A 24,841-nucleotide genomic window follows, 5' to 3' on the forward strand; every position below is an offset into this window, starting at 1 on the left:
ACGATCATGAAACATCCGGCGGACCCGTCGTGGCGTCAGCGCGGAGCGGAATCGTCCCCGTCGTCCGGACCGAGCTCGCCGAACCCACCGCCGCCGGTTCCTCCGTCGCCCGGACCGGGGAGATCGTCGCCGGGGTCGGTGCCACGCCGGTCGTATTCGGCGAGGAACCGCTCGAACTCCGCCCCGATCTCCTCACCCGTCGGCAGACTCTCGTCGGTCGGCAGGGGAGAGGTCTGTTGTTCCTGGGCGGCCACGTAGCTGTCGTACTGCCGCTCGAGCGCGTGCACCACCCCGAGGACCTCGGCGTTGTCCTCGATGTGCTCGTCGATCTGTTCCCGCACCCGCGCTGCGGCCTCACCGAGCGCCTGCAGCGGCAGATCGAGACCACCGACCTCGGCGACGTTCGTCAGCAACGTCTCGGCGGCCGCCGGATAGTCGGTCTGGGCGAGATAGTGCGGCACGTGCACCGAGAAGCCCACGGACTCGTGCCCGTGCTGTCCCATCCGGTATTCGAGCAGCGACGACACTCCTGCGGGCACCTGCAGCTCGCCCGACCAACGGTGGTGGCCCGCGATGAGGTCCTTGTTCGTCGAGTGCGCGGTGACCGCCAACGGCCGGGTGTGAGGGATCGCCATGGGGATCGCGTTGAGCCCGATCGTCCGCCGCACCCCGAACTGCTCGGCGAGCAACCGCACTGCGGTGATGAAGCGCTCCCACTTCAGATCCGGCTCGGCACCTGCGAGGAGCAGGAACGGGGTGCCCGCCTCGTCGATGAGTGCGTACAGATTCAACTCCGGCTCGGCGTAGTCCGAGAAGTGGTCGGCCTTGAACGTCATGAGCGGGCGACGCGACCGGTAGTCGATCAGTTCGTCGACGGCGAACGACGCGACGAGTTCGGTCTCGAGACTCTCGCGCAGATGTGTGGTCGCCAGCCGCACCGCGTGTCCCGCGTCGGCGAACCCTTCGAGACCGTGCACGAGGACCGGCCCCTCACCGTCCGGGGAGGTGAGTTGCGGAGCCGGGAATTCCAGCTCGTACATGCGGGACTGCTCGTCCATCTGCGAACCACTCCGATCACACTTCGTCTCGGCTCTCCGTCGGGTCACCCGACGTGGCATGGTGGTGTTCGAGTCTAATTGACGCCACGACGACCGATTCCGGGGCGCACATCCTGCCCGACGTCGACGACCGAGGGAGGTTCGGGTGACCCGACGCGACACTCGTCCGAGGCACCGCGCATCGGCCGGTCGGAGCGCGGTGGCGGCCGCCTGCCTGGTGCTCGCATCCGCCTGCTCCCAGACCGTCTCCGGCGATCCCAGGCCCGAGCCGGCGGCCCTGACGGCAACCGCACCTGCGTCCGCACCCGCGATCGTCCGGGCACCCGGCGATCTGGTGCTGCCCCCCGAACGTTTTCCCGAACCGTACGTCGCGGTGGTCCTCCCGCCGGAGGCGGTGGCGCAGGCGGCGCCCGACCTGACCGGGATCCAGCCCGGTTCGAAGGTCGATCCGGGCGGATGTCTGCCGCCCGCGCAGGATTACGGCCCGGAGAGCACCGCCATGGTGGTCGGTACCGACAACGCCGGTCGCGCGACGATCAGTGTCGAGGTCACCCGTTCCGCTCCGGATCTCGGCGAGTACCGCACCTATCTCACCGAGTGCTCGCAGGTGGACGCCACCGTGCGGGGGATCACCTCGACCGTCTCGACCGTCCTCGGCGACGATCCCGCCATAGCCGTCGACGGGGCCGAGACGCTGGCCCTGACCCGCACGGTCGACTCCGGCAGGGGATCGGGTGGCATGACGCAGTCGATGGCCGCGCGGATCGCGCAGATCGAGGACGTGCGTGTGACGGTCACGTACCTGTCCTTCGACGCGGCGCCGCCCGACGCCGACAATCTCGACCTCGTGTTCCGGGAGGCCGTCGACTTCGCCGCCCGCCCCTGACGGGGCCGGGTGCGCACCCTAACAGCGCTCACCGACGGGATCGTCCGTTCGGCACGGGTCGACGATGCCGGTCGCGGAGTTGTCCACAGCCGGCCGGTTCATCCCCAGAAGGCCGCGGAACGGCCCCGGGAGCCGCTTTCCGCTCGGACCGATGGGCCACGGTCCGAGCATGACAACTTCCACGCCTTCGTCGTCGCATCCGCTCCGTCTCACCGATGTCGGTGACGTGATCGCCGCCCTGCCCGCACTGATGGGGTTCCCGCCGACGCGCTCGATCGTCGTGATGTGCCTGACCCCGACCGGTGACGCCCCGACCCGCCCGAACGGGAAGGTGGCGAGTATCGGCGCCGTGATGCGACACGACCTCGTCCTGCCCCGGCCCGGGGAGCCGGTCCCGGAACTCATGCGCGCGGCGTTCCGGCGCTTCTGCGCCGTCTGTGCCCGCGAGGGCGCCGAATCGGTGGTGGCCGTTCTCGTGGACGACGATCTCATCGACCGGCACGATCCGGTGATCGCCGACGTGTGCAGGCTCGTCGACGACTTCGCCGATCGTCTCGACGCCGTCGGCATCGACCTGGCGGGGGTGTATGCGCTACCGGAGATCTCCGGTGGAGCGACCTGGTTCGTGCCCGGCCAGGACATCACCGGCAGCGTGGCCGATCCCGGGTCCTCGGTGGTCGCGGCGGCCCGGGTGTTCGAGGGCAGCCCGATCCGCGGCTCCCGCACCGAACTCGCCGCCCTGCTCGCGCCGTATCCGCCGGCGGTTCGGCAGGAGGTCGCGCGGTGCATCGACGAGGTCGTCGAAACTCGCGACCGCGAGTACGAGCGCTGTGCCCGCGAGGGCGGTGGTGAACGCGCCGACCGTCTCGAACTCGAAACCGTGCTCGCGCACATCGAGACGTACGCCGCCGGAACGGATCCCAGTGCGTCCGACATCGCCGAACTGGCCGTCCTGCTCGCCAACCGCACGGTGCGGGACGCCGCCATGGGGCTCGCGACCGGACCGCTCGCACGGCCGGCGGAGCGCTTGTGGACCGAGCTCGCCCGCGCCCTGCCCGATCCGGAGCGGGCCGATGCCGCCGCGCTCGTCGGCTTCGGTGCCTACGTGCGCGGCGATGGTCCGCTCGCCGGGGTCGCACTCGCAGCGGCCCTCGAATCCGATCCCCGCCACCGGCTTTCGGATCTACTCGACCAGGCCCTGCAGGCGGGACTGCGACCCGAGTCGATCCGCGGCCTCGCGGAGACCGGTCACGAGATCGCGGCGCGGTTGGGACTCGAACTGCCGCGCGGCGACGAACCGTCCTGACCGGAGCCGTGTGCGCGGTCGGGTCGTGCGCTCGATCAGCGTCGAGCGGCGTGCAACCGGTCGCCGAGGGCGCGGGTGAACTCCCACGCATCGGAGACGATCTCGTCGAGATCGGTGTGCTGGGGGTTCCACCCGAGTTCGGAGATCGCGCGACCGCTCGAGGCGATGAGCACGGCCGGATCACCGGCGCGGCGCGGCGCGTCGACCGCTGCGATCGGCAGGCCCGTGACCCGCTCGCATGCCGAGATGACCTCGCGGACGGTGAAACCCTCGCCGCTGCCGAGGTTGTAGATGCCGTGGCGGCCGGGCTCGGACTTCGTCAGAGCCAGCACGTGGGCGTCGGCGAGGTCCTTCACGTGGATGTAGTCGCGCACCGCGGTGCCGTCCTTGGTCGGCCAGTCGGTGCCGAAGACCGAGATGTGATCGCGCACACCGAGAGCGACCTGCAGTACCAGCGGGATCAGATGCGTCTCGACGACCCGGTTCTCCCCGGCACCGCCGTAGGCGCCGGCAACGTTGAAGTACCGCAGGCTCGTCGCCGCGAGACCGTGGGCGTGCGCATACGAGGAGATCGCATGATCGATGGCGAGCTTCGACGCACCGTACGGGTTGGTCGGCCGGGTGGGCGCGTCCTCGGTGATCGGCACGCTGTCGGGTTCGCCGTAGGTCGCGGCGGTGGAGGAGAACACCAACCGCGGGGTACCCGAGCGACGGATGGCCTCGAGCAGGGCGAGAGTGGTCACCACGTTGCCCTGCCAGTACTTCTCGGGGAACTCCACCGACTCGCCGACGAGGGACTGTGCACCGAAGTGGAGGACGCCGTCGAAACGGGATCCGGAGAGCAGTTCGTCGGCGACGGCCGCGATGTCGCCCTCGACGAACTCGGCACCGGTGGGCACCGCCTCGGCGTTCCCGGTGGACAGGTCGTCGACGACCACGACATCGTGGCCCTGCTCGAGCAGCACGGTCGTGCACACGCTGCCCACATAGCCGGCGCCGCCGGTCACCAGAAGTCTCACGCTGGACATCCCCTTTTCGCATGCCCGTACCGGACATGCGAAAAGGGGTCTGTGTCAGACCTGCTTCACCTGCACGGCGTGGGCCATCTCGTCGGAAAGCTCGAAGCTGTCGTGACCGGCCACGGTGATGGACACCGAGCCCGGTCGCGTCTCGACTGTAACCCGCGCGTCCGGGACCACACCGGCCTCACGCAGTCGCGCGATGACCTCGGGGTCGGACTGGACGTACTCCGCGAGCCGGCGCACCACGACCGCGGTCGGCTTGCCGTGCGGGATCTCCGTCAGCCGCACCAGTTTCTCGTCGAGGACCGCCGTGCGGTCGAGACCGAGCTGCGCCAGTCCCGGGATCGGATTGCCGTAGGGGGAGGTGGTCGGGTTGTTGAGCACCTCCACGAGGCGGCGCTCGACCTCCTCGCTCATCACGTGCTCCCAGCGACACGCCTCGGCGTGCACGTTCTCCCAGTCGAGACCGATCACGTCCACGAGAAGCCGTTCGGCGAGCCGGTGCTTGCGCATGACCGAGACCGCGAGATCGCGGCCCTTCTCGGTGAGCTGCAGGTGGCGGTCGCCGGCGACCCGGAGCAGGCCGTCGCGTTCCATACGGGCCACGGTCTGGCTGACCGTCGGTCCGCTCTGTTCGAGGCGCTCGGCGATACGCGCGCGCAGCGGCACCACGCCTTCCTCTTCCAAGTCGTAGATGGTCCGGAGATACATCTCCGTTGTATCGACCAGGTCCTTCACTCTCACACCCCTTCGTCTGGGCCGATTCTAACCGTGCGAACAGGACGGTGGGGGCGCCCTCCGAGGCTCGCATGTCGGTGGGTGGACCAGTAGCGTCTGTGTCCATGACCACGAGCTCCACCGCGGCGGGCGGTACGACACAGCTGAGCGGCGATCGGATAGTGGTGTGGAGCCCCGACTACCTCGATTACCGGTGGGGTCCGACACATCCGATGAATCCCACGCGCCTCGATCTCACGATGGCGCTGTCCCGCAGTCTCGGTCTCCTCGAGGGCGTCGAGACGGTCCGCCCGTCCCCTGCGGACGACACCGATCTGCTGCGCATCCACACCGCTTCCTACGTCGACGCGGTCAAGCGCGCGGGCTCCGCTCCGGAGGGAGCGGCACCCCCGGCCGACGCACCCCACGGTCTCGGCACCGAGGACAACCCGATCTTCCCCCGTATGCACGAGGCCAGCGCGACGCTCGCCGGGGGAACCCTCGCGGCCGCACGCGAGATCGCGAGCGGCCGGGCCCGCCGCGCGGTGAGCATCGGGGGCGGCATGCACCACGCGATGGCCGACTGGGCCGCCGGGTTCTGCGTCTACAACGACGCCGCCATCGCGATCTCGTGGCTGCTCGACCACGGCTACGACCGCATCGCCTACATCGACGTCGACGCTCACCACGGCGACGGTGTGCAGCACGCCTTCCTCGGCGATCCCCGCGTCCTGACCATCTCCCTGCACCAGCATCCCGCGACGCTGTGGCCCAACACCGGGTGGTCCAGCGAGGTCGGTTCGGGTCCGGCCGAGGGCACCGCCATCAATCTGCCGGTGCTGCCGGGCACCGTGGACGCGTTGTGGTTGCGCGCCTTCCATGCCGTCGTGCCGGGCGCGGTCGCGGCGTTCCGCCCCCAGATCCTCATCAGTCAGTGCGGTGCCGACAGCCACCGCGAGGACCCTCTGGCCGATCTCTCCCTGACCGTCGACGGCCAGCGCGCGTCGTATCTCGCGATGCGCGATCTCGCCGACCGCTACTGCGAGGGTCGCTGGCTCGCCGTGGGCGGCGGCGGTTACGGCCTCGTGCGGGTGGTGCCGCGCGCGTGGACCCACCTGATCGCCGCGGCGCTGGACCGCGAGATCGACCTGAGCACCCCGGTCCCGGCGGACTGGAGCGAGCGCGTCGGTGCTCTCGCCCCGAGTGTCGAACTGCCCACGGTCATGGGGGAGGGCTCCGACGTCTCGTACCTGCCGTGGGACGGTCCCGGTGGCACACCGGAAACGGGGATCGCGTCCCTGGACCGCGCACTGACCCGCATCGATTCGGCGATCATCGCCACGAGGCGGGCGGCCTTCCCGCTGCTCGGCCTGGACCCGGAGGACCCCCGTGACTGACCGGCAGAATCCCTCGGCGGCACCGGACTCCGCGTCTGCGACGGGCGCGGCCCCCGCGCAGGGTGCCGGGACGGCGGGGGAGACCGACCCCGCGCGCGAGGCGGCGCTGGCGCGCGCCCGCGACTATCCGCGGCACTGGGTCGCAGACGTGCTGGCCTCGGACGGCGGTGTCGTACACCTGCGGCCGATCGTCCCCGAGGACGCCGACGCGATCGTCGCCTTCCACAGCAAACTGTCCGAACGCACCCGCTATCTGCGGTACTTCGGTCCGTACCCGACGATCTCGAAGAAGGACCTGTTCAACTTCACGGTCGTCGACCACAAGTCCCGCGTGGCGTTCGTCGCGGTGCTCGGCGACGAGATCATCGCCGTCGGTCGGTACGAGGGACTCACGAACGAGGGCGACGGTCTCTCCGCCGAGGTGGCCTTCACCGTCGCCGATGCCCACCAGGGCCGCGGCCTCGGTCCGATCCTGCTCGAACACCTCGCCGGCGCGGCCGCCGAGAACGGACTGCACACCTTCGTCGCCGAGGTGCTCGCCGAGAACCGGCACATGATCACGGTCTTCCGGGAAGCCGGCTACCAGGTCAGCCGCAGCTTCGAAGGAGGAGTCGTCCGGCTCGAATTCGCGATCGATCCCACCGAGGCCCTCGTCTCCGTCCGCAACGCGCGCGAACGCGCCGCCGAGGCGCGCAGCGTGCGAAACATCCTCGGCCCCGGCAGTGTCGCCGTCATCGGTGCGTCCACCGACAGCCGCAAGGTGGGCAACGCCGTGCTGGTGAACATGCTGCGCAGCGGGTTCACCGGGCCGGTCTACCCGGTCAACGCCGAACACCGGTCCGTCCGGGGGGTCCGCGCCTACCCGACGGTCCGCGACATCCCCGACGAGATCGACCTCGCCGTCGCCGCCGTACCCGCCGAATCGATCGACTCGGTGCTCGACGACTGTCTCGCGAAGGGCGTCAAGGCGCTGCTCGTCGTCTCGTCGGGTTTCGGCGAGACCGGACCGGAAGGCCGCGACGCCGAGCGGCGGCTCACCCTGGCCGCGCGGTCGCACGGTATGCGCCTCATCGGGCCGAATGCTCTCGGTGTCGCCAACAACGATCCCGCGGTCCGGCTCAACGCGACCCTCGCACCCGTGCTCCCGGCAGCCGGCAACGTCGGCTTCTTCTGCCAGTCCGGTGCCCTCGGCATCGCCATCCTCGACGAGGCCGCCAAGACGGGGGTCGGGCTGTCGTCCTTCGTCTCGGCCGGTAACCGCGCCGACCTGTCCGGCAACGACCTGCTGCAGTACTGGGACACCGATCCCGCCACCGAAGTGGTGCTGCTGTATCTGGAGAGCTTCGGCAACCCGCGCAAGTTCTCGCGCATCGCGCGGCGGGTGGCGCGTAGCAAACCGATCGTCGCCGTCAAGAGCGGCCGCCACGCGGTGCCGCCGGCGCTCGCCGCGCGGACGGGGGAGATGGACGACACCATCGTGCGATACCTGTTCGAGCAGGCCGGTGTCGTCCAGGTCGAGTCCATCGGCCAGCTCTTCGACTCGGCGCTGCTGTTCGGTTACCAGCCGCTGCCCGCGGGTCCCCGCGTCGCCGTGGTCGGCAACTCCACCGCCCTGGGTCTGCTCGCCGTCGACGCCGCCCGCGGCCAGGGTCTGCAGGCACCGGACGCGGTGGATCTCGGCGCGCAGGCGTCGCCCGAGGAATTCGCCGAAGCCGTCGCCCGGGCGCTCGACTCACCCGATGTCGACTCGGTGATCGCGGTCTTCGTCCCACCGGTCGCCGTCGACGTCCAGCCCTACGCGCAGGCCCTGCGCGACGCCGTCGCCGGGTCGGAGAAGCCGGTGGTCACGACCTTCCTGGCGACCGAGGGCATCCCCGACGTCCTGGCCGTGCGCGGACCGGACGGCAACCCGACCCGCGGATCCGTGCCGTCCTATCCCGGTCCGGAACGAGCCGCGCTCGCCCTGGGACGGGCCTGGCGGTACGCGAAGTGGCGCAGTCGTCCGCCCTCGCAGGTCGTGCGACCGGCGGGCATCGATCCCGAGCGTGCCCGCGCGCTCGTGGACGGCTGGCTCGAGACGACTCCGGAGGGTCGCTACCTGTCGGACACCGAGGCGGCGCTGCTGCTGTCCTGCTACGGGGTCGAGGTCGCGGACTTCCGCGCGGTCACCACCGAGGAGGAGGCGGTCGAGGCGGCGGAGGAGATCGGTTTCCCCGTGGCGGTCAAGGCCACCGGTGCCCAGTGGCGGCACCGGCCCGACCTGAGCGGGGTCCGGCTCGATCTCGTCGACGCGGATTCGGTGCGGATCGCCTATCGCGACCTGGCCGCGGTCTCCGGGGAGCCGTTGATGCACGTGCAGCGGATGGCCCACAAGGGCATCGGGTGCGCGATCCGTGTGCAGGACGACCCGTCGTTCGGTTCGCTCATCTCGTTCGGTCTCGCCGGTGTGATCTCCGACCTGCTCGGCGACCGGGCCTACCGGGTCCTACCGCTCACGGAGGACGAGGCGGTCGAGCTGATCGATGCTCCGAAGGCGGCGCCGCTGCTGTCGGGCTACCGCAACGCCGCGCCCGTGAACAAGCCGGCGCTCGTCGACTTCGTCCAGCGGATCTCGGCGCTCGCCGACGACCTTCCCGAGGTACGCGAGCTGGTGTGCGAGCCGGTGCTGGCCTCGGTGGTGGGAGCCGAACTCACCGACGCGCACGTGCGGATCGGGCCCGAACCGCACCCGCTGGACCTCGGACCGCGCCGTCTGCGCTGACGTGAGGCCGGGGCGACGACTCCCGGCGGGACACCCCGGACAGCAACGATCCCCGAGAACCCAGCCCGGTTCTCGGGGATCGGATACCGCTGACGCGCCCGGTCAGCTGGCGTAGGCGCGAAGACGCTCGGCGCGGTCTCCTTCGCGGAGCTTGGCCATCACTTCGCGTTCGATCTGGCGGACACGCTCACGGGAGAGCCCGAAGAGCTTGCCGATCTGATCGAGGGTGCGGGGCTGACCGTCGTCGAGGCCGTAGCGCAGCCGGATGACCTGCTGTTCGCGCTCGTCGAGCGTTGCGAGGACGCTGCGGACGTCGCTGTGCAGCAGGCCGGCGATGACGGCGGTCTCGGCGGACGTCGCCTCGGCGTCCTCGATGAAGTCGCCCAGCGGGGCCTCCTCGTCGTTGCCGACGGGCATGTCGAGGCTCACCGGGTCGCGGCTGTGGTCGAGCAGGTCGGCGATCTTCTCGACGGGGATACCCGACTCGTTGGCGAGTTCCTCGTCGGTCGCCTCACGGCCGAGCTGCTGGTGCAGCTCACGCTTGATGCGGGCGAGCTTGTTGACCTGTTCGACGAGGTGGACGGGGAGCCGGATCGTGCGGCTCTGGTCGGCCATGCCGCGGGTGATGGCCTGACGGATCCACCACGTCGCGTAGGTCGAGAACTTGAAGCCCTTCGCGTAGTCGAACTTCTCCATCGCGCGGATCAGACCGAGGTTGCCCTCCTGGATGAGGTCCAGCAGGGGCATACCGCGTCCGGTGTAACGCTTCGCCAGCGAGACGACGAGGCGCAGGTTGGCCTCGAGCAGGTGGCTGCGAGCGGCCTGTCCTTCACGAACGATGATCGCGAGGTCGCGCTTCTTCGCGGCCGACAGGCGCTTCTTCGTCTCGAGCAGGTGCTTGGCATACAGGCCGGCCTCGATCCGCTTGGCCAGTTCCACCTCGTCGGCTGCGGTGAGCAGAGCAGTCCGTCCGATACCGTTCAGGTAGACGCGAACGAGATCGGCTGCGGGGCTCTGACCGTCGAGGTCGGAATCGAAGCGAGCGGTGGTTTCGGGGCGTGCCATGACGTGCCTCCTCATCGGTGGTGTCTCACAGGGTTCAACGACCGGCGAAGCGGTGGAGTTCCCGTCGGTCTCCGAGTACCACCGCGCTGACCTGCACTAACCCGATGAGCTCCTGAGAAGTTGCTGAGAGAACCGAATCGTGGAACCTCAGGAACGCCCCGAAGGGGGTCAGACGGGCTCGATCAACCCGTGCCGGACCAAGCCGTGCACGAGGCCCACCGATTGCGTGAGGAGGTCGTCCTCGTCCTCGCCGTGCGCGGCCGCGAGCAGCGACACGAGATCCCCGAGCGGAAGACCGTCGGCGCGCATGCCGCCGAGCAGGGCGGCCGCGAGATCGTCCACCTCGTGCTGCCAGGCCGGACCGCCACCACGGTGCACCCGCACGACCACCTGGTCCCACCCGTCCTCACCGGGCAGGTGCACCCGCTCGAGGGCCGTATCGGGCCGCACCGCGAAACGGGCGTCGAGCACCTCGTGCGTACGCAGCCAGTCGAGGCGACGGAAGTAGTCGACCGCCTCGTCACCCAGCGCATCGGTGAACGCGTGCCGCAGATCCTCGGCCATCACGTCGGACGGCAGGTCGGTGCGGCGCAGGTAGACGAACCCGAACCCGACGCCCTCGACGCCGTGCTCCTCGAAGTGGTCGAGCCACTGCTCGGCGCGCACCGCGACCTCCGGCTCCCGCTGATCGGCGTCGCCGTCGCGCAGCCACGTCCCGACGTACAGGGCGGGATCGGCCACATCACGCTGCACGATCCAGGCGTCGACGCCGTGTGACGGCAACCACGATGCGACCCGCGCCCGCCAGTCCTCACCCTCGACGTGCACCCAGGACGCGAGCATCGCGGCGGTGCCGCCGGGATTCAGGTGCTCGGCGGCCTGCGAGATCATGAGCCGACTGGCGCCGTCGAGGTCGAGACCGGAGTCGCGGTAGCTGTGCTCGACGCGTCCCGCGCTCACCACGAACGGCGGGTTCGCGACGATGCGGTCGAAGGTCCGGCCGGCGACCGGCTCGAACCACGACCCTTCGAGAAGATCGATGTCGATCTCGTTCAGCGCGGCGCTCGCGGCGGCCAGGGTCAGGCAACGGGGATTGATGTCGGTCGCGGTGACCTCGTCCGCGTGGTCCGCGGCGCGGATGGCCTGCACCCCGCAACCGGTGCCGAGGTCGAGCACCGAACCCACCCGATCGGTGGGGGTGGCCTGCAGCAGCGACAGGGAGGCCTGACCGACGCCGAGGACGTGATCGGGCCGGGTCGGGACGGGCCGGATCGAGCCGTCGAGATCGGACAGCACCCAGCGGCTACCGGTCCCGGCGTCGAGGGGTCGCAGGTCGAGAGCGGCCCGCACGCCGTCGCCGTCGCGTTCGACGAGCCCCGCCTGCACGGCCTGCTCCGTCGTCACCGGAGCGAGAGCCTGCGCGACCTCGTCCTCGGGGCAGGTGTCCTGGAGGAGGAACAGTCGCACGAGCACGCCGAGATCGCCCGCGCCACGCGCGATGCGCCGGGCGGGGACGGGTTCACTGCGTCCGAGGGCGGCGTGCGCCTCGGGTCCGAGCAGTTCCCGCACGGTGTCGAGGTCGTAGCGGCACCGGATCAGTGCGGTGCGCAGAGCCGGGCAGAGAGACAGGAGAAGGTCGCGGTCCACCACGACATTCTCGCAAGCGCCCCGTCGGGGATCCCTCTCAGCCGTCGATCACATGGTGTCGGGACGACTCGATCGCCGGGGCGTCGTCGAAGCGGCCGTCCCAGCGGCTCGGTTCGTCCTTGCGGCGCGGCGGCCGGTCGTTGGCGATGAGGACGGCGATCCACGGCAGCGGGATCGACACCCCGATGATCGCCATCGAGATCCAGGGATTGGCCCATACGCCGTACGCGATCGCCGCCAGCAGCAGGGCGGGGATGCGGACCGACATGATGGTGAGGTACTTGCGAACCCGTGCTCGGTGCTGATCCTCGAGCGACGTCTCCGCCGCGGTGATCAGAACCGGGTTGTCGGGCGATCCGTTCTCGGGGGATCCGCCGAAACCGTGAGTTCTCGCCATGTCTTCCACCTTCCCACGCCGGGCCGTCGCACGCACATACGCATCCGGCCCTTCCGTGCGGCATCATGGACACGTGAGCACGGATATCAAGGAACGGCCGGATACCACCACCGACGAAACGACCGACGACGACACCCCGAAGTTCTTCCACTACGTGAAGAAGAACAAGATCGCCGAGAGTGCGGTCATGGGTACCCATGTGGTCGCGCTGTGCGGTGAGGTCTTTCCGGTGACCCGGTCGCCGAAGCCCGGCTCGCCGGTGTGCCCCGAATGCAAGAAAGTCTACGACGGTTTGCGCAAGGGCGACTGAGACACCTGGTGGAACACCCCGTCGTCCGCCGCGGCGTCGGGTGATTCCGGCGGAAGCGTCTCCACCGGCGGAAGTTCGGTCTCGGCCGGGGGAACTTCGGATCCCCCGGCCTTGTCGTCGTGCCCGGCCTTCTCGTCGCACGAGGCCGTGTCGTCGGGTGGTGTCGTGTCGTCGTGGGATGCCGCCTCCGACTCGGCGGGCTTCCCGTCGATGGGCCACGACTCGGGTTGGCGATCGCCGGGCCGGATCAGGTCGGACAGACGGATGGTCGTGGAGCCCGTCAACCGGCGGGTGAGGTTCGTCACCGGCCCGCTGTCGGGCGACGGATCACGTGCCGACTGCTCGGCGAGCCAGATCCGCCACTGCTCCAGACGTGTGGCGCGCGCCGGCCAGAACTCCTGCACCGTGGCGTTGAACTCGGCTCCGAGGACCACGGCGAAACCCAGGAAGAACGTGAACAGCAGGAACGCGATCGGTGCGGCGAGTGCGCCGTAGGTGTAGCCCGTGGCGGCGACCCACGTCAGGTACCACCTCAGGATCACGCTCGACGCGAGGAAGAACACCCCGGCCAGGACCGCGCCACCGAGCAGTCGGTGCCACGGCAGCGACTTGGGCAGCGCCACCTTGTAGAGGGTCGTCAGCCCGATCAGCAGGAGCAGGCCCACCGCGGGGAAGTAGAAGGTGTCGATGATCCGTGAGCCGACATCGAACCAGGCGTCGGGCAGCAACCTGCCGATCAGGGTGGGTCCGAGCGCGACGAGGGGCATCGTGAACACCGCCAGGATCAGGAAGACCACGTAGAGGAGCAGCCCGAAGATCCGCTGCCACACGGGGTGACGATGGTCCTGCTGGTGGTGCGCTTCGACGATGGAGTCCACGAACGTCGAGATCGCCGACGATCCTGCCCACAGCGACAACACGAAGCCCAACGACATCACGTCGGCGCGCCCCCGCCGGAGGACGTCCTCGACGGTAGGCTCGATGATCTGGTCGACCACGCTGTCGCTGAAGACCGAGCGGAGGAAGGTGACGGTCTTCGACGTGATGATCTCCACCGTGTCGGGACCGAACCAGCCACCGACGTACCCGAGGCTGCCGAGCAGACCGAGCACCAACGGCGGTAGCGAGAGGGTCTGCCAGAAGGCCGCGGTCGCCGCCTTGCTGAAGATCGAGTGGTCCCAGGCGGACGACAGGGTGTGGGTGACGACCTTCCAGCCCTTTCCGACCGCGCGGCGAACGCGGCCGGAGGATGCCTGGGCGGGGGATCGTGGTGTGTCGTTCATCTACTTCCAGAATTCCTGATGACACGCTCGCGTGCGCGCACAGGCAGGTGAGGGCCTCTCGAATTCTGCCACGCAGTCCTCGGAGAACCCGCCGACGCCGCGGCTTCGGCGGGTTCGCGGGCTCCGAGACGATAGGCTGCATGACGGTCGGCGCCCGGACGAGTGCGGTGGGACCGACCCGAGCGAAGCGGACAAGGAGCACGAGAAACCGGTGAGCACCGAAACCGTCGGACAAGCTACGACCTCCGCCCCTGTGGCCCAGCTGCGTGCCTGGCAGCGCCGCGCCCTCACCAAGTACCTCGCGACGAAGCCGCGCGACTTCCTCGCCGTCGCGACCCCCGGCGCCGGTAAGACGACCTTCGCCCTCCGGGTGGCGTCGGAGCTGCTGCGCGACCGGACGGTCGACCAGATCACGGTCGTCGCCCCCACCGAGCACCTCAAGCATCAGTGGGCGGGTGCCGCTGCCCGCATCGGCATCGCGCTCGACTCGAACTTCACGAACTCCACCGGGCAGACGTCGAGCGACTACCAGGGCGTCGTGGTCACCTACGCGCAGGTCGCCTCGCATCCGTTCAAACACCGCGTGCGCACGGAGGCGCGTCGCACCCTGGTGATCCTCGACGAGATCCACCACGGTGGCGACGCGAAGAGCTGGGGTGAGGGCATTCTCGAAGCGTTCGGGGACGCGACCCGTCGTCTGGCGCTGACCGGTACGCCCTTCCGCAGCGACGACAGTGCGATCCCGTTCGTGAGCTACGAGCCGAACGAGGACGGTCTGTTGCAGTCCAAGGCCGACCACGCCTACGGCTACGCCGACGCGCTCGCCGACGGCGTCGTGCGCCCCGTCGTGTTCCTCGCGTACTCGGGCGAGGCGCGCTGGCGCACGAGTGCGGGGGAGGAGTTCACCGCCCGGCTGGGAGAGCCTCTCAGCGCCGAGCAGACGGCTCGGGCGTGGCGGACTGCCCTCGACCCCCAGGGCGACTGGATTCCCGCGGTGCTGGGGGCGGCGAACACCAGACTGCAGCAGCTGCGTGCCGGCGGCATGCCGGACGCCGGTGGACTCGTCATCGCCACAGACCAGACCACCGCCCGGGCGTACGCGAAGATCCTCGAGGCGATCACCGGCGAGATGCCGACCGTCGTGCTCTCGGACGATCCCACCGCGTCCGACCGCATCTCGCAGTTCAGCGAGGGCAACCAGAGGTGGATGGTCGCCGTGCGCATGGTGTCCGAGGGCGTCGACGTCCCGCGACTGGCGGTGGGCGTGTACGCGACCAGCGCCTCGACCCCGTTGTTCTTCGCGCAGGCGATCGGCCGCTTCGTGCGGTCGCGGCGCAAGGGGGAGACCGCCAGCGTCTTCCTGCCGTCCGTGCCGGTGCTGCTCGAACTCGCCAGCCAGCTCGAGGCCCAGCGCGACCACATCCTCGGCAAGCCGCACCGGGTCAAGGAGGGCTTCGACGACGAGTTGCTCGCCGACGCGAACCGGCGCAAGGACGAGCCCGGCGAGGACGAGAAGGCCTACCACTCGCTCGGGGCGGACGCCGAACTCGATCAGGTCATCTACGACGGATCCTCGTTCGGCACCGCGACATTCGCCGGTTCCGACGAAGAGGCCGACTATCTGGGGCTCCCCGGTCTGCTCGACGCGGAACAGATGCGGGCGCTGCTGCGTCAGCGTCAGGAACAGCAGCTGAACAAGCCCAAGGCCGCACCGGCACCCACTCCGCCGCCCCAGGTGACCGAGCGGGTCGAGACCGCCGACACCCTCGCCCAGCTCCGCCGCGAACTCAACTCGCTCGTCGCGGTCGTGCACCACCGGACCAGGAAGCCGCACGGGGTGATCCACGGCGAACTACGTCGCCAGTGCGGTGGTCCGCCGACGGCGATGGCGACCGCCGAGCAACTGCGCGATCGGATCGCGATCCTGCGCAGCTGGTGACGACGAGAACGGGCGACCACCTCGAGGTGGTCGCCCGTTCGGTCGGGTCTCGGAACCGTGGTTCCGGACGGCGGATCACACGGTGGCGTCGGACTCGCTCACGATCGTCGCTCCGAGTTCACGGAGGCGGTCGGTGTGCTCGTTCGCGTGGTGCCCGCAGAACAACAGTTCTCCGCCGGTCGGAAGGACGGCGCGGACACGAGCGGCGGCATTGCACCGATCGCAGCGATCTGCAGCGGTCAACTTCGGGCTGGTCAACGTACCGGGCATGACTCCTCCAAACTGGCCACCGCTCATATCGGGTGCCGGGGTCTGGTCCGCCGCACCGGCCGGCGCGGTGGATCTACTCTGACAGACGATTCGTATTCACGTGTTGTTCCCCTGGATGCCCAATGGTGGCGTGTTTCACGCATCGAACAGCGAAAACGCTGCGACATGGCCGTTTTCCGCACCGTGTGTTCGCTCACAGCGCAGAGCCCGAGGGTGCCCGGAACGCCCCGGAGAGGCCGTCCGACGCACAATGACGCCATGACCGAGACCCTGCTGCACATCATCTCCCGCGACGAGTGGGACCACTTCCGACCCCTCGGGGCGGTCGCACCGGAGTCCCTCGGGACCCAGGGTTTCGTCCACCTCTCCACGCCGCACCAGGTGCACCTGCCCGCCGACCGCTTGTACTCAGGCCGTACGGATCTGCTCCTGTTGCATGTCGATCCGACGCGTCTCGTCGACCCGCTCCGTTTCGAACCCGGCGTGCCGGAGGACCCGGAGTCCATGCGCTTCCCCCATCTCTACGGGCCGCTGCCCGTCGACGCCGTGGTGGAGGTGACGCCCTACCTGCCGGGGCCGGACGGTCGGTTCGCACCCCTCGACCGGGAGCGACCGGACGCGGTCGGGCCGGAGGACTAGTCTTTCGGCATGATCGTCGACGTGACGCCGCTGCCCGGGATCGGTGTACGCAAGGACTTCGAACTGGCCTCCGGGCGCCGCATCGGGGTGATCACCCACCGGGACGGTCACAGCGACCTCATCATCTCGAAGGCGGACGACCCCGACGCGTGTGCGGCCTCCCTCCCTCTCACCGTCGAGGAGGCGGCGACGCTCAGCAATCTGCTCGGCGCCCCACAGCTCGTCGCCCAGTTACGTGAGGACCACCGCGACCTGCCCGGGATCCTCACCCGCCAACTCCACATCCACGAGGACTCCCGCTTCGACGGAGCGGTCCTGGGCGACACCGCACTGCGCACCCGCACCGGCGTATCAGTCGTGGCGGTGATGCGTGCCGGCCAGGTCATGCCGTCCCCGACACCCGACTTCGTTCTCACAGGCGGGGACATCCTGGTGGCGGTCGGCACGGCGGACGGCCTCGACGCTGCCGCCAGGATCCTGCGCAACGGCTGATCCGGCGGTATGGACACCACGACACTCGCACTCATCGAACTGGGTGCGGTGTTCTTCGGACTCGGCGTCCTCGGCCGGCTCGCGGCGCGGATCGGCATGTCGCCGATCCCGTTCTATCTGATCGGCGGCCTGTGCTTCGGCAACGGTGGCTTCATCCAGCTCGGCGACATCGGGGCGTTCAGTCACATCGCCAGCGAGATCGGCGTGGTCCTGCTGCTGTTGCTGCTCGGTCTCGAGTACACGGCGAACGAGTTGATCAGCGGTCTGCGGCGCTCCCGGATCGGAGGCCTGATCGACCTCGCTCTGAACGCGGTGCCGGGAGCCGCCGTCGCGTTGATCCTGGGTCTCGGACCCATCGGAGCCTTCGTGCTCGCGGGTGTGACCTACATCTCGTCGTCCGGGATCGTGGCGAAGGTCCTCGCCGATCTGGGGCGCCTCGGCAACCGCGAGACACCGGTCGTCCTGTCGATCCTCGTCTTCGAGGATCTCGCGATGGCCGTCTACCTCCCGGTCCTCACGGCGATCCTGGCGGGCGTGAGTCTGCTCGGCGGCCTCGAAGCCGTCGCGATCTCGCTCGGTGTCGTCACCGTGGTGCTGGTGCTGGTGGTGCGATACGGGCGCTACGTCCCGTTGGTTGCCAGGCTGTTCGTGAGATACCTGGCAATCGATGTGGGGATCGGAGACTGCAATGGTCGACAACTCCGTCGGTCGAGGTCCGCAAGGGCGACGATCGTTCACGATGGCGTTCAAGTACGACATCGTGCGTCAGTGGGATCAGTGCGTCGAACGCGGAGCCAAGATCAGGTTGCTGCGTGAACACAACCTGGATCCGAATACCGTTCGTGCCTGGGTGCGCGCCCGCGATGAGGGACACTTCTCCCAAGCGATGCTCAAAGCGGCGGAGAGGTCGAAGGCGCGGATGAACAGCCAGGAACGGGCAGAGCTCGGGATGCTCCGCAAGAAGGTCGAGCAGCTCGAAGCGAAAGTCGCTCAAGCAGAAGCCGCCCAGGACATCCCGGGAAAAGCATTCGAGCTCTTGCAGGGGATCAACAAGACCTCGATCGACGACCCGTCCTCGGTCCCGACGGCGTTGATGAGCGCCGACGAATACCTGCGCTGGCTCGGACGCAACAACATGTCCTGACCGCGACGATCACCGGCTTGCACACCACCGGCATGGCGGTGGCCCGGGCGTGCGCGCTGGTGGGATTGGCGCGGTCGAGTTACTACCGGCTCGACCGCGGTTACCGGCACTACCGCCCGGCCGCCGCACCGATCCCGCACCGGCAGCGCCGTCAGCCCGCGGCGTTGACCGGCGACGAACGCCGGCGGATCGTCGATCTGCTCCTCGACGAGGCGCATGCGGATCTGTCGGTGGTGCAGATCTACTGGCGCGGATTCGACGACGGCCGGATCGACTGTTCGCAGCGCACCTTCTATCGGGTGGCGCGGGCGGAGAATCTGACCGGCGATCGACGGCGGCGCCGCTCCGGCGGTGGCGGGACCTCGCGTCGCAGACCGGTTGTCGCCGCCACGGCGGTGGGCCGGCTGTGGTCCTGGGATGTCACCAGTTTGCACGGGCCCGGCAAGCAGGACCTGTACCGGTTGTATCTGGCGATCGATGTGTTCTCCCGGTTCCCGGTGGCCTGGCGGATCGAGTATGCCGAGACCACTGCTCTGGCCGTGCAGATGTTCACCGAGGCATTCGCCGACTTCGGTGCTCCGGCGGTGCTGCATGCGGACAACGGGGCGTCGATGCGCGCGCATCGGATGCTCGATGCCTTGGACACCGCCGGTGTGCTGGCGTCGTTCTCGCGACCGCGGGTCAGTGACGACAATCCGTTCTCGGAGTCGTTGTTCAAGACGATCAAGTACGACCTGTCGTGTCCGGAGCGGTTCGACAGCATCGACCATGCCCGGGCATGGACCGAGGAGTTCTTCACCCGCTACGCCCTCGAACACCGGCACAGCGGGTTGGGTCGGCACACCCCGGTGTCGGTGCTGTTGGGCACCGCCACCGAGGAGCGCCGCGCCCGGCAGGCCCACCTCGACAAGGTCTGGCGCGAGCACCCGCACCGGTTCCGTCGCAGGCCCAGAGCACCGGACCTACCGCAGCTGACAGGAATCAACATCAACCACGATCTGTCTCAGACAGGTTGACAACTTCCGCGTCTCGGTCGTACTCGACAGTCCCGACCGGGAAACCCTGTTGCTCAAGCTGCTCGGCGCGGCGCTGTTGGTGGCGGGGATCGCGTCGGCCCTGCAGGTGTCCGCGGCCGTGGGCGCGTTCCTGCTGGGCATCGCCATCTCCGGTTCGACGGCACACAACGCGGTCCGGGTCCTCGAACCGCTCCGCGATCTGTTCGCCGCCATCTTCTTCGTCTTCTTCGGACTGAACACCGATCCGACGGCGATACCGCCGGTGCTCGGCTGGGCGATCCTGCTGGCTGTACTGACGGCGCTGACGAAGCTCGTCACCGGATGGATCGCGGCGGCCCAGCACGGTATCGCCGTGATGGGGCGGGCGCGCGCCGGCGCGGCACTCATCGCCCGGGGCGAGTTCTCCATCGTGATCGCCGGGCTGGCCGTCGCCTCCGGCCACGTCGACAGTCGCCTCGCGGCGATCGCGTCGGCATACGTGATGATCACCGCGGTGCTCGGTCCGGTAGCCGCGCGGGTCGTCGAACCGGTGATGCGGTTCGCGTCCGCCCGGCTCCCCGGACGCGAGGGACGACAACGTCTTCCAGGAGACGAACCGGAACTTCTCTAGCGCCCCCCGTGCCCGGAACCCCCGGGCCCGGAACGAGGAACGAGGGCCACCCGATCGGATGGCCCTCGTTCGTCCGTGAAGGATGTCAGTCGAGGTAGTCGCGCAGTACCTGCGACCGCGAGGGGTGGCGCAGCTTCGACATGGTCTTCGACTCGATCTGGCGGATGCGCTCGCGCGTCACGCCGTAGACCTGACCGATCTCGTCGAGGGTGCGCGGCTGGCCGTCGGTGAGGCCGAAGCGCAGACGCACGACGCCCGCTTCGCGCTCGGACAGGGTCTCGAGCACCGACTGCAACTGATCCTGCAGCAGGGTGAAGGAGACGGCGTCGACGGCCACGACGGCCTCGGAGTCCTCGATGAAGTCGCCGAGCTGGCTGTCGCCCTCGTCGCCGATCGTCTGGTCGAGCGAGATGGGTTCACGCGCGTACTGCTGGATCTCCAGCACCTTCTCCGGCGTGATGTCCATTTCCTTGGCGAGCTCCTCGGGCGTGGGCTCGCGGCCCAGATCCTGGAGCAGCTCGCGCTGGATACGGCCGAGCTTGTTGATGACCTCGACCATGTGCACCGGGATACGGATGGTGCGGGCCTGGTCGGCCATGGCGCGGGTGATGGCCTGACGGATCCACCAGGTCGCGTAGGTGGAGAACTTGTAACCCTTGGTGTAGTCGAACTTCTCGACCGCGCGGATCAGACCGAGGTTGCCTTCCTGGATCAGGTCCAGGAACGCCATACCGCGGCCGGTGTAGCGCTTGGCGAGCGAGACGACGAGGCGGAGGTTCGCCTCGAGCAGGTGGTTCTTGGCCCGGTTGCCGTCGCGGCAGATCCAGTTCAGATCGCGGCGCTGGGCGACGGGGAGCTTCTCGCCCTTCTCCGCCAGCTGCTGCAGCATGTGGGTCGCGTACAGACCGGCCTCGATGCGCTTGGCGAGCTCGACCTCCTCCTCGGCGTTGAGGAGGGCGACCTTGCCGATCTGCTTGAGGTAGGCGCGCACGGAGTCGGCCGAGGCGGTGAGCTCGGCGTCCTTGCGTGCCTGACGCAACGCTTCGGACTCCTCCTCGTCCCAGACGAAGTCGCCCGAGGCCTTGTCCTTCTCGCTGGGCTCGTCCTCGACCGCGACATCCTCGGCGCCGGCGAGATCACCCTCCGAGACCTCGAGGTCTGCGAGGTCCGCTTCCTCGGTGGCGTCGAAGTCCTCGTCGCCCGAACCTGCAGCCTTCGTGGCCTTCTTTGCTGCCTTCTTCGCGGTGGTCTTCTTGGCTGCCTTCTTCGCAGGAGCCTTCTTGGCGGCTGCCTTCTTCGCGGGGGCCTTCTTCGCAGCGGTCTTCTTCGCCGGCGGCTTGGCACCGGGAGCGGTGCCCTCCGCGGAGTCCGCAGCGCCTGCGACGCTCGAAGCGCCCGCAGCGGGTGCCGATTCGTTGGCGGAATCAGCGGTGTGGATGTCGGTGGCTGCCACGTACGCCCTTTCGTGACGAGGTAGTGCGGCGTCGCGCCAGAGTGATTCCGGCGGAGAGGTCTGTCGGGATGAGGGCCGGTTCCGGCCTGCTGGGGACCATTGTAACGATCCCTCGGGCGGCCGATGCGCCGGACTCAGGGAGTGACACCTGTTTTCGCAGCATATGCAGCCCCTACGATTCCCGCCGCGTTGCGCAGTTCGGCGGGGACCACCGGGGTGCGGTTGGTCAGGTGCGGGATCCACTTCTCGTGCTTGCGGCTGATGCCGCCGCCGGCGATGAACAGGTCGGGCCAGAGCAGAGCCTCGAAGCGGGTGAGGACACGGGAGACCTCCTTTGCCCACTGCTTGTACGACAGGTCGTTGCGTTCCTTGACCGACGAGGCGGCGCGGTGTTCGGCTTCCTTGCCGTCGACCTCCATGTGCCCGAACTCGGTGTTGGGCAGCAGTACACCGTTGTGCAGCACGGCCGAACCGATCCCGGTGCCGAAGGTCAGGAGGATGACCACGCCGTCGGTGTCCTTGGCGGCACCGAAGCGGTCCTCGGCGATCCCCGCGGCGTCCGCGTCGTTGAGCACCGAGACGTCCCGACCGCCGAGCACCCGCGAGAAGAGGGACCCGGCGTCGGTGCCGATCCACGACTTGTCGATGTTGGCGGCGGTGCGGGCGACGCCTCCGGTGACCACGCTCGGCAACGTCACGCCGACGGGACCCGTCCAGCCGGCCTGCTCGACGATCTGCGCCACCGTCGTCGCCACGGCCTCGGGAGTGGACGGTTGCGGAGTGAGGATCTTGATCCGGTCGCCGACCAGACGACCCGTGTCGAGATCCACCACGGCACCCTTGACGCCACTTCCCCCGATGTCGACTCCGAATCCGTGGTTGGCGGGAGTCGATCGGTCCGTGGGGACGTCCTGTGCCATTGCGTACTTCCTCTCGCTGGGTGGGGCCGGCTGCTCCGCTCGTGTGGAAACGATAATGCCCGGTGTCGCCGGGTGCGGGGTCGGTGGCGAAACCGTCGGCACTGTGTTCGGATCGGTTCGTGCACGCACAGAGAACACTCCCCGAACCCGAGTTGTCCGAACTGAGGGACGTGGCGGTGACCGTCGCACGTGAGGCCGCGTCCTACGTCCGTGCACGCCGGGTCGAACTGTTCGGTCCTCCGGGCTCGGGGGAGGCCGCCCGTGTCGGGACGAAATCGACGGCGACCGATCCCGTCACCGCCGCCGACACCGAGAGCGAGGAACTCATCCGGCGCCGGCTCGCGGAACTGCGGCCGGGCGACGCCTTCCTCGGTGAGGAGACTGGGAGCGACCACGGGACGTCGGCGGCCGCGGGCGGCGTCGTCTGGGTGGTCGATCCCATCGACGGCACGGTCAACTTCGTCTACGGACTCCCTGCCTCGGCGGTCTCGGTGGCCGCACGGGTCGACGGGCGCTCGGTGGCCGGTGCCGTCGTCGACATCGCATCGGGGGAGACGTTCTCGGCGGCAGAGGGCCTCGGTGCCCATCTGGACCTCGACGGCACGCGGGTGCCGTTGAGATGCAATCCCGTGACGGATCCGCGACTGGCGCTCGTGGCGACCGGCTTCTCGTACTCACCGGCACGGCGCGCGCGTCAGGGGCAGCTGGTGGCGGCGTTGCTACCGAGGGTGCGTGACATCCGGCGGGTAGGAGCGGCCGCCCTGGACCTGTGCATGGTCGCGGCCGGCAGGGTCGACGCCCACTACGAACACGGACTCGGTCCCTGGGACTGGGCGGCGGGGGCACTCGTCGCCGCGGAAGCCGGTGCGGTGGTGCGTGTCCCGAGCGGCACCGGGGACGACGGGGAGCTCACGGTCGCGGCCGCGCCGGGGATCGCCGCCGATTTCGAAACTCTGCTCGCCGAAATCGGAGCGCTCGACGCAATTCCGAATTGACCGATTCGTCGCATCGGGGAATTACCGTTCGTCACCTTTTACCGCAATAGTGACGAAAAACAGGATGCACGGTCTGTGAATACGGATTCAGCAGCGGGCATTGCGTGCGGCCGTGAGCAGATCGAGGTCGAGCGGAGCCGTCTGCTCGCCCACCGGGACCTCGCGCAGCGCCCGCAGGACCTCCTCGGCGTCGGCCCCGGGAGAGATGTCCCGGAAGTAGGTCCCCAGCGCGAGATCGACCGTGTCGTCCTCGCGTGTGTCCTGCACCAGTTCGGCGCACGGGGCGAGCAACCACACCGAGGATGCGGCCGCGCGCCCGGCCTCGCCGAAGCGGATCTGCCCCTGGCACTGCATGTTCTGGTCGACGTAGACCGGATCGTTGCCGGCCTGCACGTCGGGCGGGCTCGAGAAACCGTAATCGCTCAGTTGCGCGGCCACATGTGTCGCCTGGCCGCGTTCGCCGTTGGCGTTGTAGACCCGGACCCGGGTGGCCGCCAGGGGAGCGGGTTCGACCTCGAGCAGCGTCGATCGGTCCACGACCTCGCCGAGCGGCGCCGGTTGCGGGCCTTCGGGATCGGTGGCCTCGGTCGGGGGAGCGTTGCATGCCACGGTGGTCGTGACGGGCTCGGACGAGGTGAACACGGAGGTCCACACGACGATGGTGGCGGCGGCGAGGACGGCACCCGCCACGGCGGCCGGAACCATCCGGCGCCGACGGAACGGGCGGCCGCGGTCATCGGTTGCGCTTCCTTCGGTGATCAGGGAAACCACGCGGCCCTGCCTCTCGTGTCATGCCGTGTTCGTCGCACTCACTGTAGAGGTCGCGGACGTGGTCGGTGGAACCGCCGACCCGAGGAAATGTCACGAGTCGTTGTGTTGTTGATGACGATTGCCAGACAATTTCCGGCGTTTCCGCGCATCGATTGCATATTCGTGCGTGCGGTCGGCTATTGTTCGGCGGCCGAACCGTCCAAGAAGGGACGGTGCGGCGCGAAAACAGAGTGAATTCGGGTATGCCACAGCAGTGACACACCCGTCGGGAACTCCAACGGACGGCCGTGCGTTGCCCTGGCCGGGAGCACCGTCCGTGTCCCGGCCGGCTACCGGTACGAGTACTAGAAGGTAAGAGGAAATGGCGACTGACTACGACGCACCCCGGCGGACCGACAGCGACGATGTGTCGGAGGATTCACTCGAGGAACTGAAGGCCCGGCGCAACGAGGCCCAGTCCGCGGTGGTGGACGTCGACGAATCGGATACCGCCGAGTCCTTCGAGTTGCCCGGGGCGGATCTGTCCGGAGAAGAACTGTCGGTGCGTGTCGTCCCGAAGCAGGCCGACGAGTTCACCTGCTCGAGCTGTTTCCTGGTGCATCACCGGAGCAGGCTCGCGAGCGAGGAGAACGGAGTCATGATCTGCAGGGACTGCGCCGCGTAGGCATAGGGCAGCGTGAGGACCCACGTGCGAAACGAGGCGGGGTGACGACGGTGCGCCGTGGTCACCCGCGTCTCCCTCG

23 protein-coding genes and 2 pseudogenes are annotated in these 24,841 nt (G+C 68.9%); 14 read left to right on the forward strand and 11 right to left on the reverse strand.

Features of this window, described 5'->3' with window-relative positions:
• Positions 1-35: 35 nt before the first annotated feature.
• Positions 36-1,058 carry a proteasome assembly chaperone family protein gene (locus tag U9J23_RS10215; protein ID WP_059381272.1) on the reverse strand — a complete coding sequence of 341 codons (1,023 nt, stop codon included), beginning with the start codon at positions 1,056-1,058 and terminating at the stop codon, positions 36-38.
• Between the two features lie 145 nt (positions 1,059-1,203).
• Between U9J23_RS10215 and U9J23_RS10220 the strand changes: the two genes are divergently transcribed.
• Both U9J23_RS10220 and U9J23_RS10225 read left to right on the forward strand, forming a co-directional pair.
• Positions 1,204-1,944 carry a DUF5642 family protein gene (locus U9J23_RS10220; protein WP_229580087.1) on the forward strand — a complete coding sequence of 247 codons (741 nt, stop codon included), beginning with the start codon at positions 1,204-1,206 and terminating at the stop codon, positions 1,942-1,944.
• A gap of 169 nt (positions 1,945-2,113) precedes the next feature.
• Positions 2,114-3,250 carry a DUF4192 domain-containing protein gene (locus U9J23_RS10225; RefSeq protein WP_059381273.1) on the forward strand — a complete coding sequence of 379 codons (1,137 nt, stop codon included), beginning with the start codon at positions 2,114-2,116 and terminating at the stop codon, positions 3,248-3,250.
• Between the two features lie 35 nt (positions 3,251-3,285).
• Here U9J23_RS10225 and galE read toward each other — a convergent pair whose 3' ends face one another.
• A complete protein-coding gene (gene galE / locus U9J23_RS10230) occupies positions 3,286-4,278 on the reverse strand; it encodes a UDP-glucose 4-epimerase GalE (RefSeq protein ID WP_174479575.1) in 993 nt (330 codons plus the stop codon).
• 45 nt (positions 4,279-4,323) lie between these two features.
• Positions 4,324-5,010, reverse strand: a complete 687-nt coding sequence (locus U9J23_RS10235) for a metal-dependent transcriptional regulator (protein ID WP_016692727.1) — start codon at positions 5,008-5,010, stop codon at positions 4,324-4,326.
• 104 nt (positions 5,011-5,114) lie between these two features.
• On the opposite strand from U9J23_RS10235, the gene U9J23_RS10240 reads away from it, so the two are divergent.
• Positions 5,115-6,386: an acetoin utilization protein AcuC gene (locus U9J23_RS10240; protein WP_026061234.1), complete on the forward strand. Its 1,272-nt coding sequence runs from the start codon at positions 5,115-5,117 to the stop codon at positions 6,384-6,386.
• Positions 6,387-6,492: 106 nt separating this feature from the next.
• Positions 6,493-9,147, forward strand: a complete 2,655-nt coding sequence (locus U9J23_RS10245) for a bifunctional acetate--CoA ligase family protein/GNAT family N-acetyltransferase (RefSeq protein ID WP_059381495.1) — start codon at positions 6,493-6,495, stop codon at positions 9,145-9,147.
• Positions 9,148-9,249: 102 nt separating this feature from the next.
• Here the strand turns inward: U9J23_RS10245 and U9J23_RS10250 are convergent, their stop codons facing one another.
• The 3 genes from U9J23_RS10250 to U9J23_RS10260 all read right to left on the reverse strand — a co-directional run bounded on the left by U9J23_RS10250 (position 9,250) and on the right by U9J23_RS10260 (position 12,256).
• Positions 9,250-10,212: a sigma-70 family RNA polymerase sigma factor gene (locus tag U9J23_RS10250; RefSeq protein ID WP_016692730.1), complete on the reverse strand. Its 963-nt coding sequence runs from the start codon at positions 10,210-10,212 to the stop codon at positions 9,250-9,252.
• 168 nt (positions 10,213-10,380) lie between these two features.
• Entirely contained in the window at positions 10,381-11,859 is a 1,479-nt protein-coding gene (locus tag U9J23_RS10255; protein WP_085468052.1) for a DUF7782 domain-containing protein, read from the reverse strand.
• A gap of 37 nt (positions 11,860-11,896) precedes the next feature.
• Positions 11,897-12,256: a DUF3099 domain-containing protein gene (locus U9J23_RS10260; protein ID WP_059381275.1), complete on the reverse strand. Its 360-nt coding sequence runs from the start codon at positions 12,254-12,256 to the stop codon at positions 11,897-11,899.
• A 73-nt stretch (positions 12,257-12,329) separates the two neighbouring features.
• On the opposite strand from U9J23_RS10260, the gene U9J23_RS10265 reads away from it, so the two are divergent.
• Entirely contained in the window at positions 12,330-12,566 is a 237-nt protein-coding gene (locus U9J23_RS10265; RefSeq protein ID WP_006551335.1) for a DUF3039 domain-containing protein, read from the forward strand.
• Here U9J23_RS10265 and U9J23_RS10270 read toward each other — a convergent pair.
• The gene (locus U9J23_RS10270) at positions 12,539-13,849 is read right to left on the reverse strand and encodes a YihY/virulence factor BrkB family protein (RefSeq protein WP_272266498.1); all 1,311 of its coding nucleotides are present in this window, start codon (positions 13,847-13,849) and stop codon (positions 12,539-12,541) included. The two genes, U9J23_RS10265 and U9J23_RS10270, sit on opposite strands and share 28 nt — an antisense overlap.
• Positions 13,850-14,060: 211 nt before the next feature.
• Between U9J23_RS10270 and U9J23_RS10275 the strand changes: the two genes are divergently transcribed.
• Positions 14,061-15,788 carry a DEAD/DEAH box helicase gene (locus tag U9J23_RS10275; protein WP_272266499.1) on the forward strand — a complete coding sequence of 576 codons (1,728 nt, stop codon included), beginning with the start codon at positions 14,061-14,063 and terminating at the stop codon, positions 15,786-15,788.
• A 75-nt stretch (positions 15,789-15,863) separates the two neighbouring features.
• Here U9J23_RS10275 and U9J23_RS10280 read toward each other — a convergent pair whose 3' ends face one another.
• Positions 15,864-16,058, reverse strand: a complete 195-nt coding sequence (locus U9J23_RS10280) for a DUF7455 domain-containing protein (RefSeq protein ID WP_006551338.1) — start codon at positions 16,056-16,058, stop codon at positions 15,864-15,866.
• 258 nt (positions 16,059-16,316) lie between these two features.
• On the opposite strand from U9J23_RS10280, the gene U9J23_RS10285 reads away from it, so the two are divergent.
• From U9J23_RS10285 to U9J23_RS10310, 6 genes and pseudogenes are all read left to right on the forward strand, one after another.
• On the forward strand, positions 16,317-16,697 hold the full coding sequence (locus tag U9J23_RS10285) for a DUF952 domain-containing protein (protein ID WP_326602569.1): 381 nt from the start codon (positions 16,317-16,319) through the stop codon (positions 16,695-16,697).
• Between the two features lie 9 nt (positions 16,698-16,706).
• Positions 16,707-17,189, forward strand: coding sequence for a cation:proton antiporter regulatory subunit (locus U9J23_RS10290; RefSeq protein ID WP_059381280.1), 483 nt, complete (start codon positions 16,707-16,709; stop codon positions 17,187-17,189).
• Between the two features lie 9 nt (positions 17,190-17,198).
• Positions 17,199-17,825 (forward strand): annotated as a pseudogene (locus U9J23_RS10295) (cation:proton antiporter); the annotation flags it as partial.
• 103 nt (positions 17,826-17,928) lie between these two features.
• Positions 17,929-18,333: a hypothetical protein gene (locus U9J23_RS10300; RefSeq protein WP_326602573.1), complete on the forward strand. Its 405-nt coding sequence runs from the start codon at positions 17,929-17,931 to the stop codon at positions 18,331-18,333.
• Positions 18,330-19,349 carry an IS3 family transposase gene (locus U9J23_RS10305; RefSeq protein ID WP_442802289.1) on the forward strand — a complete coding sequence of 340 codons (1,020 nt, stop codon included), beginning with the start codon at positions 18,330-18,332 and terminating at the stop codon, positions 19,347-19,349. The genes U9J23_RS10300 and U9J23_RS10305 overlap by 4 nt, the downstream gene beginning before the upstream one ends.
• A 10-nt stretch (positions 19,350-19,359) precedes the next feature.
• Positions 19,360-19,959: pseudogene (locus tag U9J23_RS10310) on the forward strand (cation:proton antiporter); the annotation flags it as partial.
• Between the two features lie 85 nt (positions 19,960-20,044).
• Here U9J23_RS10310 and U9J23_RS10315 read toward each other — a convergent pair.
• Together U9J23_RS10315 and ppgK are read right to left on the reverse strand one after the other, a co-directional pair.
• Positions 20,045-21,412, reverse strand: a complete 1,368-nt coding sequence (locus U9J23_RS10315; RefSeq protein ID WP_059381282.1) for an RNA polymerase sigma factor — start codon at positions 21,410-21,412, stop codon at positions 20,045-20,047.
• Positions 21,413-21,546: 134 nt separating this feature from the next.
• On the reverse strand, positions 21,547-22,332 hold the full coding sequence (ppgK, locus tag U9J23_RS10320) for a polyphosphate--glucose phosphotransferase (protein WP_059381283.1): 786 nt from the start codon (positions 22,330-22,332) through the stop codon (positions 21,547-21,549).
• A gap of 101 nt (positions 22,333-22,433) precedes the next feature.
• Between ppgK and U9J23_RS10325 the strand changes: the two genes are divergently transcribed.
• On the forward strand, positions 22,434-23,327 hold the full coding sequence (locus tag U9J23_RS10325; RefSeq protein WP_326602894.1) for an inositol monophosphatase family protein: 894 nt from the start codon (positions 22,434-22,436) through the stop codon (positions 23,325-23,327).
• A gap of 87 nt (positions 23,328-23,414) precedes the next feature.
• On the opposite strand, the gene cei is transcribed toward U9J23_RS10325, so the two are convergent.
• Positions 23,415-24,098: an envelope integrity protein Cei gene (gene cei / locus U9J23_RS10330; protein WP_059381284.1), complete on the reverse strand. Its 684-nt coding sequence runs from the start codon at positions 24,096-24,098 to the stop codon at positions 23,415-23,417.
• A 361-nt stretch (positions 24,099-24,459) separates the two neighbouring features.
• Here cei and U9J23_RS10335 point away from each other — a divergent pair, with 361 nt between their 5' ends.
• On the forward strand, positions 24,460-24,762 hold the full coding sequence (locus U9J23_RS10335) for a DUF4193 domain-containing protein (RefSeq protein WP_006551346.1): 303 nt from the start codon (positions 24,460-24,462) through the stop codon (positions 24,760-24,762).
• Positions 24,763-24,841 lie beyond the last annotated feature (79 nt).

Origin of the sequence: Rhodococcus sp. PD04 (genome assembly GCF_035918275.1) — a bacterium.
Lineage (GTDB): Bacteria > Actinomycetota > Actinomycetes > Mycobacteriales > Mycobacteriaceae > Rhodococcus > Rhodococcus rhodochrous.